The 14019-nt window shown below is 49.6% G+C and carries 8 protein-coding genes; 1 reads left to right on the top strand and 7 read right to left on the bottom strand.

The window, feature by feature from the left end:
• Positions 1-203 precede the first annotated feature (203 nt).
• From Q0277_RS01775 to groES, 7 genes are all read right to left on the bottom strand, one after another.
• Positions 204-719, bottom strand: coding sequence for a hypothetical protein (locus Q0277_RS01775; RefSeq protein ID WP_297994957.1), 516 nt, complete (start codon positions 717-719; stop codon positions 204-206).
• Positions 720-1176: 457 nt separating this feature from the next.
• On the bottom strand, positions 1177-3357 hold the full coding sequence (locus Q0277_RS01770) for a hypothetical protein (protein WP_297994954.1): 2181 nt from the start codon (positions 3355-3357) through the stop codon (positions 1177-1179).
• Complete coding sequence (locus Q0277_RS01765) at positions 3311-5446, bottom strand: replicative DNA helicase (protein ID WP_297994950.1); 2136 nt, start codon at positions 5444-5446, stop codon at positions 3311-3313. The genes Q0277_RS01770 and Q0277_RS01765 overlap by 47 nt, the downstream gene beginning before the upstream one ends.
• 933 nt (positions 5447-6379) lie before the next feature.
• Positions 6380-7447 (bottom strand): flavodoxin-dependent (E)-4-hydroxy-3-methylbut-2-enyl-diphosphate synthase, encoded by a 1068-nt coding sequence (gene ispG / locus Q0277_RS01760; RefSeq protein ID WP_297994948.1) that lies wholly within the window; start codon positions 7445-7447, stop codon positions 6380-6382.
• Between the two features lie 609 nt (positions 7448-8056).
• Entirely contained in the window at positions 8057-9121 is a 1065-nt protein-coding gene (locus tag Q0277_RS01755) for a hypothetical protein (protein WP_297994945.1), read from the bottom strand.
• Positions 9122-9702: 581 nt separating this feature from the next.
• Positions 9703-11340, bottom strand: a complete 1638-nt coding sequence (groL, locus tag Q0277_RS01750; protein ID WP_297944965.1) for a chaperonin GroEL — start codon at positions 11338-11340, stop codon at positions 9703-9705.
• 12 nt (positions 11341-11352) lie between these two features.
• The gene (gene groES / locus Q0277_RS01745; protein ID WP_005871710.1) at positions 11353-11616 is read right to left on the bottom strand and encodes a co-chaperone GroES; all 264 of its coding nucleotides are present in this window, start codon (positions 11614-11616) and stop codon (positions 11353-11355) included.
• A gap of 205 nt (positions 11617-11821) precedes the next feature.
• Here groES and Q0277_RS01740 point away from each other — a divergent pair.
• Positions 11822-14019 (top strand): hypothetical protein (locus tag Q0277_RS01740; protein ID WP_297994944.1); only part of this gene is annotated, 2198 nt, incomplete at its 3' end.

Here is a 14019-nt window from a genome sequence, read left to right as displayed (position 1 = left end):
CATATCCGAGCTCTCCGCATTTTTCGGCATTGCCGCCATCACAATGCTTTGATAATATATCTGTTAGCTTCGTGCAGGCACTATATTTCCCATCGCCCTTATTGCAAAGCGAATATAAATTTGCTAAATCCTTTTCTTTAAAACCAAAACCAGCATACGCACACTAGAATGCCAACATCGCTATCAATACCAAACTTTTCATATCATTGTTCCACGATCCAGTTTAGAAGCTCTTTGCCTCTTTTTATCGGATTGCATTCCGTATCTTTTAAGCAAATTTCAAGCTCGCTTTTAAATTTGCAATATTCCTCACTGCCATCAATTTTGGCATCGCAAATTTTATCCAAGCTTCTTATCGCCCTATCGATATTTCCCGTAGCTACTATATCCGTCGTCATTAACGAAACGCAAGATAACAGTAAATTTGCATCGCAAGCCTTGCTTAAAGGAGCGATAGCGTCTCTGTATCGTCCGAATGCAGATAAAAACTCTCCCGCAATCTCGCAGCTCCTAAAATCTTCATTATCGCATCTTTTGGTTAAAATTTCAGCCAGTTTCATACACGCACTGTATTTCCCATCGCCGTCATCGCAAGAGATCGCTAGATCTTTTTCCTCTTGCGTTTTAAAGTCGTCTATGCTTACTTTTGCCGCAGCGGGGATGGCTATTAATGCCGTTATAAACATGAGTATATAAATTTTAAGATAGAATTTTTTCATTAGTACTCCTTGTTTTAAGCGGCGATTATATATAAAAATTTTTAGCTGCTTCTTAAAAATTTAAGAGGCGCGGCAGCGCGATAAGTGTGCCATAATCCCACCCACCTGCACTTAAATGAAATTTTAAAATTTCGCCGCCCGCTGCGCAGACAAATTACGCAATCTGCTGCCAAATTTTACTCGCAACCGATTTAAATCGCGCAGGTGCGGCAAAGCAAGCAAAGCAGGATAAAATTTTATAAATTCAAAAACCCGAGGCGCTGTTTATTGCACACCCGCTGCGCTGCTTGTTTTGCACCGCTAATTTTATCGCCGCTAGTTTCGCTACCGTTTCGCATCTGCCGAACTGCCCGTTTTGATGCACGCCGTACGCCGTACGCTACGCACGAAGGCTACATAATCCGCCGTAAAATTTCGCTCGCAACGGGTCTAAGTTGCGCGGGCATAATACGCCGCCTTACTTCCCGTCTAAATTTAAAATTTCACTCGAAATTTCATCTATCGTCGCGTTGAAATCCTCCGCCAACGCGCGCTTTAGCTCCTCTTTCGCCGCCATCATATCGCGCACGATCGCGGCTTCAAACTCCTCTCGATTGAGCGCCTCGTCGCCCTTGGCAAACGCGAAATCCAGCCCGAACCACGTAGCCACGGCAAACGCAGGCACGCACACCACCGCGCCCGGACCGCACACGAGCCCCGCACTACCGCTTGTCGCGCTGGCGCCCGCCTTGGTAAGGGTCTTCGCGCCCGTTTTAGCCGCAGTTTTAGCGAGGCTCTTACTTATCAGCTTTGCGCCCAGCACGCCGCCCAGAGCGCCCAGCCCCGTCCCGCTCGCGCGATACGCCTTGCTTTTTAGGCTGAAGCTCTGCGTGACGTTGAGATCGATTTTCGCGCCGTATTTTTTGAGCGTAAAATTTAGCGAGCTCTCATAATTTTTGACGTTTGCTGCAGCGATTTTAGCGATATTCTCGCCAAAATCTTTCGGAAAACTCTCGCTCACGAAGCCCGCAAATTTCTCATTCAGATACGCCCCCGCGTCATCGTCCCACACGCCGTGCCACAGCACCAGATAATCGCTCAGAAACGAGTAATTAAAATCCGCCATTTTCTGCGCGCTGAGCCTCGCGCCCTCGTCGTAAACGGCGTCGATGTAGCTATTCAGCGCAGATGCGGCGTTTGCCTCCGCGGCAAAGCGCGTGGCGTTTAGCTCGCCTCTTAGCGCGTCCGCCTCGCGCGCGCTTAAAATCAGCCGCTCGCCGCTTTGCAGCACGATCTGCACGCTCGTCTCGACCGCGCTTTTAGGATGCACGCTCTCCGAGCCGCCGCCTGCCGTGCGCGTCTGCGCGGCGCAGATCAAACACAGCGTGACGTAAGCAAGCGCGAAGATCGTGCCGCTAAAGTACCCTATTTTGGGCGCAGCCCGCGGCATAAAAAGCACGAAGGCGCAAAGATGCAAGATCGCGCAGTAAAAGAGGAAATCTCCCGCGCAGATCAGAAACAAAAGAGCAATTTTTAGCGCGTTAGGGCTCTGCGACAGCGCCAGCTCAAACAGCGCGTTTTTGTAAAATTTCAAAGCGTAAATTTCATTTAGCAGAGCGGATTTGAAGTGCGCTTGCGGCACGGTAGATTTTAAAATTTCAAAAATTTCGGCTACCGATGCGGGGCTGGTCGCGGATTTTTCAGCTGAATTATCGGCGGACACGTTCGGCGTGACGGGAGTTTGAGTTAAATTTTGCGCTGCGGCGGAGCTAGCCGTAGAATTTTTAGCGTTGATTTGCGATGTAGCGACGGGAACTGCCTTATAATTTTCAGCCGAGGCGTACATCGCCCCGACGGAGCTCGCTTTAAAATTTGCGGGCGAAGCGGTGAGATTTTTAGCGGCGTTCGGCGCGGGCTTGACGGCATTATCAGTCTCGGAATTTCGCACAATTATGGCGGCGTTATTCGTCGCGGAATTCGTAGCGGATTTAGCGGTGTTATTTGTTGCTAAATTTCCGACGGGCGCGGAAGCGTTGTTTATCGCGAAATTTTCAGCGAATGCGGCGGTGCGAGAAGGCGGAGTAAAATTTATCGCGGAATTTTGAGGGCGCGCAGCAGTATCCGCAGCGTCTGCGAGCCGCAAATAGGCTAAATTTATGGCGAAATTTACCGCTACGGCAAGCGCGGCGAGCAGCAAAATGCTAAGTTTGAGCGATAAAATTCTAGGATTTTTAATCTCTTTTAGGCTGAGCTTAAGCACCGCCAGGCGCATCAGAGCAAGAGCTGCAGGCAGTGCCGCTAGCGTCACGAATAGCTCCGCGCCGCGCAGATCGGCTAGACCAAGCGACAAAGTGGCGCTTAAGAGGATCGCGCCCGCGCAGGCCAAAATCCCGCTTATAAGCCTGCCCCTAAAAATTTTAATCAAAGTCCCGCTGCTGCGAAATAGCGCCGCATTGGCGCGCTGCTTCGCCTCGTAAAAAAAGCTAAATAGCACCCGAAATAGCGCATAAGCCCAAAACGCCACCAGCACGCAAAAGCCCGCATCGTCCAAATCCTGCGCGTAAAGCGCGAAGCAAAAAACGCTAACGATCAGCGCTAGTCTAAGCGCTATTTCACAGATCCAGCGGCGCGTCGTCGTCATCGAGCCTGTTTGCCTCATTGATCTTTGGAATGCCCATCTCTTCGATATTTAGAGGCGGCGCTGGTTTAAATTTCGCCTCGTCCTGCCGCCGCTCTTGCGCTTCAAAAGACGACCAGCCGCCATTGGCACTATCATCACTCTCAAAATACGAGGCATCCTCTCGCTGCGCACTCTCCGCTCCTCGTGACGCGCCCGCTACCTTCTCTGCGCCTTGCGATGCGCCTTTTGCATCTTGCAGCGCGTCTTTTGCGCCTTCCGCACTCTTTACGTTCTGCTCGGCCGAATTTCCGCGCATACGCTCTGTTTGAGGCGAGACGCCGCCCGCTATTGCATCATCTAAATTTTGCCCATTAAATTCTTGCTTTTGCGGAGCGTCTTGTGCCGCGTGCCGCGCCTCTGCCAAGCCCTGCTCTACGCCAAATTTAGACTCGCCGTCTATCTCCTCGCCGTCCTGCTCACCGCTTTGGCCGAAGCTCGGCATCTCGTCAAAATCGATATTTACGCTGGAATTTCGAGTGCTAGCGGAGCTTTCTTTTAAGCTTACGCCGCTATTTTGAGCTTCATTAAAATTTTGGGCTTCATTAAAATTCTGCGTTAAATTTTGCTGCAAATTCTGCGCCGCATCGGGATGCTGCCCAACAGGCTCCTCAAAGCCCTGATCTTGCAGCTGCGAGACATAGTCAAGATTGTCGTTTTCGTTAAAGATCGCGCTCTCGCTGGGCTCGCCGCCGAAGCTCGTATCGACAAAGCGGGTAAATCTGCCCTGAAAGCCCACCTCGATCGTCCTGCCCGCCTCGCCCGAGCGGTTTTTGCCGACGATAATTTCGGCCTTTTCCTGATAGTCGTTGCGCCTAAACACGGGCTCGCCCGCGTCCTTGCCCTCGGCCTCCAGCCGCGAAATGCGCTCGCGCTCCATCTGCTCTTTATAAACCTCGTCGCGATAGACGAAAAGTATGATGTCCGCGTCCTGCTCGATCGCGCCGCTTTCGCGCAGATCGCTTAGCATCGGGCGTTTGTTCGAGCGCGCCTCGAGCGAGCGATTGAGCTGCGATAGCGCGATGATCGGGATGTTGAGCTCGCGCGCCAAAAGCTTGAGCCCCCGCGAAATTTCGGCGATTTGCAGGTGGCGCTCGGAGTAGTTGCTCGTGCTCGTCATAAGCCCGATGTAATCGATCACGCAAAGCTCGATATTGGCGTCTGCAGATTTGAGTTTGCGCAGCTGGGTGCGGACCTGGTGGATGTTCACGTAGCCGCTGTCATAGACGAAAAGCGGCATATTCAGCACCGCGTCGCAAGCGTCGTTGAAGCGCGTCCAGTCGTCGTCGCTGAGCTTTGCGCTCATTATGTCGCTTAGCGGGATCGAGCTAAGCGCGCTTAGTATGCGATACATCAGCTGCACGGAGGGCATCTCGAGCGAGAAAAATACGACGCCTTTGCCGCTTTGCAGCGTTTTCATCATTAAATTTAGCGCAAAGGCGGTCTTGCCCATGCCAGGGCGAGCGGCGATGATTATGAGCTCGCCCGGCTTTAGCCCCTTCGTGCAGTCGTTTAGGAAGCGAAAGCCCGTATCAAGCCCCACGAGCTCCGAGCCTGCGAGCGCCTTTTGACGCTTCAGCTCCTCTACTACGTCGGCGATGATCTCGTGCGATTTTTTGATGCCGCCGTGGCGCTCCTCGTCGATGAGCTCGTAAATTTTGGAGCTGATTTTATCGGCGGTGTCTTTGCTGCGCACGGCTTCGTTTACCATCGAAGGGATCTCGTGCGCGACCTTGATTAGCGAGCGCTTGATCGATTTTTCGCGCAGCTCGAGCGCGTATTTTGGAGCATCGACCACGCCGCTAGTGGCTACGACCTCGGTAAATGCGCCATCGTCGTAGCGTTCGGCTAGCCATTTTTTAACAAAGCTCGGCGCGATCGGCTCGTTGTGCGAGGAGCACTTGACGATCGCCTCGTAGATGTCGGCGTGCGGCTTGTAGAAAAAATCGCCGACCGAGATTATCTCGCTCAGCTCGCCGTATGCGTCCTCGTTTTGCAAAAGCGAGCTTAAAATCGCGCGCTCCATATCCAGATCGTATAAATTTGCAGGCACATTCTGCTTCGTTGCCATCGCTTCCCCTCGTTTCGCGCGCTTTTGCGCGTCTAAATTTTAAGCTCTATAAAATCGTAAATTTTAATCCACAGCCCCGGTACACGCTTTTGAAAAGCGATGCGGCTCTGAACGCTAGTCGCGAGACCTTAGAACTATCGCAGCTTTGAAAATTTCGCGCTTCAAAAAGCCACGCAATTTTAAGCCGCTACGCTCTTATGCCGCATATACTGCGGCGATTTAAGGCTGCGCCCAAAGGCTGCCGCGGCGGATTTAAAATTTTGAAATTTCATAGAGCTTGAAATTTCGCTAGGGCTTAGAATTTTTTAAAATTTTAAACCCGCCTATTAAAATTTAGCGCCCCCGGCTCGGGCATTAAATTTTGCGCCCGAGCTGCGGCGAGCGAACCTTTCTAAACTTAAACCGAGCGTCGCGATCTGAAATTTTTCAAATGCCTTAAACAATGAGCCAAATGCCGCGGCATTTAAATTTAACGCTCGCTCGCTGTTTCGCAAACGGTGCGTCCGTCACGCTAAATTTAATGCGGCCCGACTCCCGCGCCGTGCCTTGAAATTTTACGCCGCTGAGCTCTATGGTTTAAAATTTTACGTATCGAAATTTCACGCCGCAAATTTAGCACCGAATCGCGAGGCTCAAATTTTAAAATAAAATTCCACGGCGAATTGCAAAGTTAAAATTTCAAACCCAAAATTCTAAAGCGAAATTCAAGAGCTAAAATTTAAATCCGGAATTCCAAGCCGTACTCCCAAAGGCTCAAATTTAAAAGCGCCGCTTTAAAGACGAAATTTTAAAATTTCACGCCTCAGGCGCGCTGTACCGACAAACCTAAACGAACCGCGATGAGTCCAACGCGCCGAAATACCAAACTGCGAAACTGAGCCACGCGCCGTAGCGGCTTTTAACCGCTTTAACCGACTAGGCACCCCGCAGCTATCACGCGCCTTCGCGAACCCGCACCTCGTCCTCAACCTCTTGCAAAAACCGCTCCACGAGCTTGCTCTCATCGAGTTTGGCGACCACTTCGCCGTGGCGCATCACGATGCCGCGCCCGTTGCCGAATGCGATCGCCACGTCCGCGCCCTTCGCCTCGCCGATCGCGTTTACGACGCAGCCCATGACGCTGATATTTAGCGGCGTTTTGATGTGCGCGGTTTTTTCTTCGACGATTTTGATCGCGCTTAGCAGATCGCTTTGCAAACGCCCGCAGGTAGGGCATGAGATGATATTGACGCCGCTTTTTTGCACGCCCGCGTCTTGCAGGATCGCGCGCGCGACGCGGATCTCCTCCTCGAGCTCGCCCGTGATGCTCACGCGCATCGTATCGCCGATCCCCTCCATCAGAAGCACTCCCAGCGCGATCGCGCTCTTGATGCTAGCGTGAAATTTCGTCCCCGCCTCGGTCACGCCCAGATGAAAAGGATACTCGCATAGCGGGCGCAGCGCGCGATACGCAGCCACCGTGCTCGGCGCGTCCGAAGTCTTAAGCGAGATCGCAATGTCGCTAAAGTCCTCATCCTGCAGCAGCGCGGCGTTATACAGCGCGCTTTGCACCATCGCCTCCACGCTGCGACCGTATTTTTGCTCAAACTGCTCCTCCAAAGAGCCCAAATTTACGCCGATGCGGATAGGCAGGCTGCGAGCTTTGCACGCGCGTACGACCTCTTTGATACGATCCCTGCCGCCGATATTACCCGGGTTTATGCGGATAGCATCGACAAACTCCGCGACCTGCAACGCCAAGCGAAAATTAAAATGGATGTCCGCTACGATGGGAAGCGGTGAGCTTTTTTTGATGCGTGCGAGCGCGTCCGCGTCCTGCTTATCGAGCACCGCGCAGCGCACGATGTCGCAGCCCGCGAAATACAGGCGGTTTATCTGCTCTAGCGTGCCCTCCACGTCCTTGGTCTTAGAAAAGCTCATCGACTGCACGGAGATGGGCGCGCCACCGCCGATTTTGACGGAGCCGACGGAGATTTGGCGGGTCGGATAACGATTTTTCAAATTTAAGCCTTTAGAATTTTTTGCGCTATTTTATTCAAAACGGGGTTAAAATTTAATAATTCGCGCTCGCCACCCGCCGTATAATTTCACCCGCTAAATTTTGCTTTCGCGCTTGCAAAAAATTTCATTTCGTCGCGAAATTTGAGCGAATAGAGTACTATAAAATTCCGCCATCCAATAAAATTCTAAAAATTCCGCTAGCAGGCGAAACTCTACAAAATTTGATGGCAAGTAAAATTTATCAAACCACGCAGCTAAGCAAAATTTCGCGAACTTAGCAGGCGGGCGAAGTCCTACAATGCAAAATTACGAAATTAAGCTCTTGAAATTTCGGCGAAATTTTAACCGCAGTATCGTCGCAGCGCTCACTCGCGCAAAACGAGTGCAGTATGGTTTATCCTAGCAGCGCAGCATGTAGCCGTGAAATTCAAAGCAAGTGGACGAAATATGAACATTCTATCTTTAATTGCAGCATTAGGGCATTATTTCGCACGGCGGCAAAGCCGAAAAAACGTCAGCCGTTCGTGTTTGCACACCGCGCCAGTATCGCGAGAGGCAGCAAAATTTAAACCGCCTACGCATATAAATTGCGCCGGCGCGCCGCCTAGGCTAGCGCACTAGCTCCATATTCACCTTGACCCTGCTCATCTTGTCCTGCAGCATATCCATTACCGACTCATTGCGCGACGAAGCGTCATCCGTCGGGGCTTCGTGCTGCTGCCACTTGCTTTTCGGCGCGGCGGGGCCCCACTGCGACGAAAATATTAGCCCGTGCTTTTTCTCAGTCTCAGGCGCAGGCTCATAAGGCTGTGGAGCGGGCTTCGCCCAACGCTCATCATAACGCATCGCAGCACCTTGCCCTAGCGCATTACCCCGCTTTGGCGACGGCATCCTACCAAGCGCGCTACCGCCAGAGCGCCCTATCGCACGGCTAGAGCGAGCAGATGTGGGAAGATAGGGCGCGCGGGCATTTTGACGAGCCGTATACTTCGTGGCGCTCGAATGAGATGCAGCTGTATGCCCCATAGCGCTAGAACGAGTTGCACTATAGCCGTAGCGAACTTGCGGCTGTGCAATTCGAGTCGTCGTTAATTTGCGAGCTTGTGCATCTACGATTTTGCCAGTCTGCTCATCCGCACCTCCGTGAGTTTGCGCGCTTACGCTTCTCCGCATATCTGCACCTCTGTAAGTTTGCTCCGTATCGCGGGCGCTTGACGCCTCATCCTCATAGATGCGGGTCTTTGGCAAACGCATCAGCGTCGCGACTAGACTCTTACTAGCTTCATTCTGGCTGCTTGATTGATTGGCTGGGAGCCTAGATGCTTTATTTCTCGCAGAATGCGATGCGGAATTTTGCCCAGAATTTTTAGTAAAATTTTTCGCACTTTTTCGCGGGGAATTTTTAGCAGGATTCCCAGATGCACGTGTATTTTTTGTGAGCTTGGAATTTGAAAGACGTTTAGCATTTGCAGGTTTTTTAGCATGTGGCTCAGCAGAGGATCTTGCCGCTATATTTTTACTCGAATGATCTTTGGCTCGCAGATTTTGAGATGAAATTTTATATTTATGGTTCTGCTGCGCGGCGGTAGATTTGTGGCTTTGCTGCGCGGCAAAAGCGCCAGAAAAGCTCGTCAAAATGAACGCAATTAAAAAAATACGAGCTAAATTTTTCATCGTTTTCCTTTCCATGATTTTAGGCGAAATTTAGCAAAGCTTAGATTAAGCCGCGTTAAATTTAATGAGTGAGGCTATAAAATTTCAGCTCTAATTCAAAGCCGTATCGCCAAACAAAAGGCTAAGCTTGAAAAATTCCGCAGCTAGGATTCTGTTTGGCAATAGAATTTTATCACACTAAAAATATGACGTCACGAAAAAATTTTATCTTGTAAGTGTTTAAGAAGGAGAGCTAAAAAATTTTAAAGTTTTAGAATTCTGCGCTTAGATTTTGAGTGGCAAGTCAGAATTTAAGGTAAAAAGCAAGCTCAGATAAAGTTTTTAAATTTAAAGGATAATGCGGCAAAACTGTAAATTTGCGGTGAGATACGAAATTTATAAGATCATGCAGTGACTAAAAATCACACCGCTTAATCGCTAATTCATAATAAATCGCCGCGCCTTAGACATATCCAAAACGCGGCACATCTCATTTTACGGCGCATAGCAAAAGCATCGCCGCAAAGGCATTGCGGGGGCACCGTAAAATCTCACCACGCCGTTGCAATGGCATAGGAGCGCCGAATGACGCTCCTATGGGACTACATCATTCCACCCATGCCACCCATTCCGCCCATATCAGGCATTGGAGGCATTGCAGGTTTCTCCTCTTTGATCTCGCTTACGGTCGCTTCGGTCGTTAGAAGCAGGCTTGCGACGGAGACCGCGTTTTGAAGCGCGATACGCTCGACTTTGACCGGATCGATGATACCTGCGTCAAACATATTGACGTACTCGCCATTTGCGGCGTTGAAGCCGAATTTTTTGTCTTTGTTCTGCTCGACGGCGTTTGCTACGACGCCCGCGTCAAATCCCGCATTCTCGGCGATCTGGCGAAGCGGAGCGAAAAGCGCGCGCTTAACGATGTCTGCGCCGATAAGCTCGTCGCCGCTTAGAGCTAGTTTTACGCTAAGTCCCGCTCTGATTAGCGCAGCGCCGCCGCCGATTACGATACCCTCGTCTACGGCTGCTTTAGTTGCGTTTAGGGCGTCGTCCACGCGGTCTTTTTTCTCTTTCATCTCGGTTTCGGTCGCAGCGCCCACCTTGATAACCGCAACGCCACCGCTAAGCTTAGCCATGCGCTCTTGAAGCTTCTCTTTGTCGTAATCGCTCGTAGTCTCTGCGATCTGAGCTTTGATCTGCGAAACGCGCGCATCGATATCTTTTTTCTTGCCCGCGCCGCCCACGATAGTTGTGTTATCTTTGTCGATCACGATGCGCTCGGCTTGTCCAAGATCAGCCATGGAGGCGCTTTCTAGCGTTCTGCCAAGCTCTTCACTGATGACGGTGCCACCCGTTAAAATCGCGATATCTTCAAGCATCGCCTTTCTGCGATCGCCAAATCCTGGGGCTTTGACCGCGGAGATGTTTAGCACGCCGCGAAGTTTATTTACGACTAAGGTCGCAAGCGCCTCGCCCTCGATATCCTCGGCGATGATTAGAAGCGGTTTGCCGCTTTTTTGAACCTGCTCCAAAACCGGAAGTAGATCTTTTAAATTTGTAATTTTTTTGTCAAATAGAAGCACTAGTGGAGAAGCTAGCTCGACTAGCATTTTCTCAGCATTTGTAATGAAATATGGGCTTAGATAGCCGCGGTCAAACTGCATTCCCTCGACTACGTTTAACTCATCGTTAATAGATTTTGCCTCTTCTACCGTGATAACGCCATCCTTGCCGACTCTTTCCATAGCGTCTGCGATCAGATCGCCCACCGCGCTGTCGTTATTAGCAGAGATCGTAGCGACCTGAGCGATCTCTTTTTTGCCACTTACTTTTTTAGAGGATTTTTTTAGCTCCTCGATAACCGCAGCGCTAAATTTATCCATACCGCGCTTAACTTCGATCGGATTTGCGCCCGCAGTTACGTTGCGTAGGCCCTCTTTAAAGATCGCGTGAGCTAGCACGGTTGCTGTAGTAGTACCATCTCCTGCTTGATCGTTGGTTTTACTCGCTACTTCGCGCACCAAAGAAGCGCCCATATTCTCGAGCGTATCTTTTAGCTCGATCTCTTTAGCCACGCTCACGCCGTCTTTTGTGATCGCAGGAGCGCCGAAGCTCTTTTGGATTAAGACATTGCGACCGCGAGGTCCCATCGTAACTTTTACAGCGTCGTTTAGCTTCCTAACGCCCGCGTAAAGCTTGTTTCTTGCGTCGTCTGAAAAAATAATCTCTTTTGCCATTTTCAATCCTTTTTATTTAATTATGCCTAAAACATCTTCTAAATTTAAGATAAGGTATTTCTTATCGTCTAAGCTAATCTCGCTGCCTGCGTATTTTGCAAACGCTACGGTATCGCCATTTTTGACACCTTCACATTCGCTGCCGACGGCTACGATTTTACCGGTCGAAGGCTTCTCTTTTGAAGCATTGTCGGGGATGATGATGCCCGAAGCGGTCTTTTTTGTTTCCTCCTCGCGCTCTATTAGAACGCGCTTGCCAAGTGGTTGAAATTTCATTTCAGTCCTTTCTTTGATTTGTGATTTCTAAAATTGGCACTCAATGTGTTTGAGTGCTAAGATTATATGCAAAATTTAAAATCTTGTCAATAGTTTATGAAAAATTTTTATAAAACTTTAGTGATTTAAACTCAAGTATTGAGATTTCAAACGTTAAATTTTAAGGGCTATAATACCCTCAAATTTTAAATTTTAAGGGGACGAAATGAAAATTTTCGGCATAATCGCAGGAATTTTAATCCTGCTTATCGTAGGCGCGGGCTGCCTATTTTTCAGCGATTTTGGCAACAATCTAGCTAAGCCTTACATAGAAAATTTGATCAAAGAAAAAAGCGGCCTTGACGTGAAGCTTGAGAAATTCGATCTAAATTTCGGCGATCTGGACATCAGCGCCAACGTAAATGATGCTGCGAGCGTAAACGTAAAGGGCAAATACTCGCTTTTTGCGCGCTCTTTCGATCTTAGCTACGACGCAAACGCGCACGATCTAGCCAAGCTCGGCATAAAAATTGACGAAGGGCTGAGCCTTAAGGGGCAAATTTTGGGCGATCTTGGCAAATTCGGCATCAACGGCAGCGGGCGGATTTTTGATAGCAACGTAAAATTTTTAGCAAATTTAAAAGACCTTAAGCCGCTTGATCTGCAAATCGACGCTAAAGCTCTAAACGTCGAAAAAGCCCTTGCCGTGGCTTCGCTGCCGATCTACGCAAAAGGAAATATCGACGTGCTCTCGGACATCAAGGCTAGCAGCGGCGGCGCAGAGGGCAACGCAAGCATCAAGAGTTCAAATTTGATCCTAAACGAATCTGCGTTTAAAGATATGAATATCTCCATACCAAAGGGCGTGCAGATCACGCTAAACTCGGACATCACGGCGCAAAATGACATCTTGCGAGCAGCAAGCAAGATCGATTCGACGCTAGGCAAGATCAGCGCCGAAAAATCGGAATTTGATCTGAAAAACAAAACTTTAAACTCAGATTTTAATCTAAGCTTGCCCGATCTAGCGAAGCTTGAAAGCCTTATCGGGCGCAAAATTTCTGGCGACGTTAAAGCAAACGGAAATTTAAAGACCGATTTTTCTACGCTTGAGCTTTCAAACTCGCAAATTTCAGCATTTAAAGACGCGCTTAAAGCGGATGCAGAGGCTAAATACGATCTGAAAAACAAAAACGGCGAGCTTAGCGCAAAGCTAAACGCAAACGATCTAGCCGCGCTGCAAAATGTCCTGGGAGTGAAGCTGCAAGGCAAAGCAAACGGCGAGCTTAGCGCGGCTTTAGCGCAAAATGAGCTTAAAAATCTAAACTTAAATCTAAACGCGATGGGCGGCAACCTGAATGCGAGCGGAAATTTAAGCGATCTAAAGCTTAAGGCGAGCAATCTAAATCTGGCCGTGCTTTCGGCTCTGTTTTACGGCAGCGCGATCGGAAACGGCACGATAAACGGCGATGCGAAGTTAAGCTTAAAGGACGGTATCAACGGCACGGCGCAAATTTCGCTCGCTAACGGCGTGATTTTTAAGAAATTTTTAGACGGCGCGACGGGCAAGAACTTCCCGAATGATCTAAAAGCGGACGCGCAGGCACAGACAAATATCAAAAACTCAGTCGCGACCTTTAGCGCTAGCGCGAACTCCGATCTAGCGCAGCTTCAGAGCTTAAACGGCACCTACGAGCTCAAAAACAAAGCGCTTAAAGCAAACTACGCGCTGCTGATCCCAAGCTTGCAGCGACTAGAATTTTTCTTAAATCGCAGACTAAACGGCAAGATTGCCGCGACCGGCGAGCTTTCGCACGACGGCAAAAGCCTGTTTGCAACCATAAATTCCAAGGTCGCGGGCGGCGAGCTGAACGGACAGATCGCGGGCGATGAGGCAAATTTGAAAATCCAAAATTTTATCGTCAAAGAGCTTACGACGCTTCTAAATATCGATCACGTCTACGACGGCACGGGCAATGCAAATCTTACGTATAATACTAGCTCGCACAGCGGAAAATTCGATGCAATCATCAATAACGGTCGCCTTCCTAGCGGCGGATTGATCGATAAAATCGGTAAAATTTTAGGCCGCGATCTAGGCGGCGAGGTCTATAACGACGCCAAAGTAAATGGCACGATCAAGCAGAATTTAATTAATTTCAACGCCGATATGAGCGCGCAAAAAAGCAAGCTAAACGTCACGGGCGGCGCGCTAGATAGCAAAACGGGCGCGATTTCGGTGCCCGTTAAAGCAAACATCGAAAAAACCGATCTTGAAATAAACATCACCGGCACGATTAAAGAGCCGAAATACAATATCCAATCGGACTATCTAAAGGGCAAACTCGACAAGCAGATCGGCAAGGGCATCGACACAACTGACCTATTCGACCTACGGCACGATCCCGCACCAGAATGTCCAGA

The sequence above is a fragment of the uncultured Campylobacter sp. genome (assembly GCF_938030815.1).
In the GTDB taxonomy this organism is placed as follows: domain Bacteria; phylum Campylobacterota; class Campylobacteria; order Campylobacterales; family Campylobacteraceae; genus Campylobacter_B.
Note: the sequence above shows the minus strand (reverse complement) of the source record. Positions and strands in the feature narration are given on the sequence as shown.

Excerpts from the sequence above, each read along its gene's own strand:
- Q0277_RS01775 (WP_297994957.1), bottom strand. The coding sequence starts at position 719 with ATGAAAAAATTCTATCTTAAAATTTATATACTCATGTTTATAACGGCA.
- Q0277_RS01770 (WP_297994954.1), bottom strand. The coding sequence starts at position 3,357 with ATGAGGCAAACAGGCTCGATGACGACGACGCGCCGCTGGATCTGTGAA.
- Q0277_RS01765 (WP_297994950.1), bottom strand. The coding sequence starts at position 5,446 with ATGGCAACGAAGCAGAATGTGCCTGCAAATTTATACGATCTGGATATG.
- Q0277_RS01755 (WP_297994945.1), bottom strand. The coding sequence starts at position 9,121 with ATGAAAAATTTAGCTCGTATTTTTTTAATTGCGTTCATTTTGACGAGC.
- groL (WP_297944965.1), bottom strand. The coding sequence starts at position 11,340 with ATGGCAAAAGAGATTATTTTTTCAGACGACGCAAGAAACAAGCTTTAC.
- groES (WP_005871710.1), bottom strand. The coding sequence starts at position 11,616 with ATGAAATTTCAACCACTTGGCAAGCGCGTTCTAATAGAGCGCGAGGAG.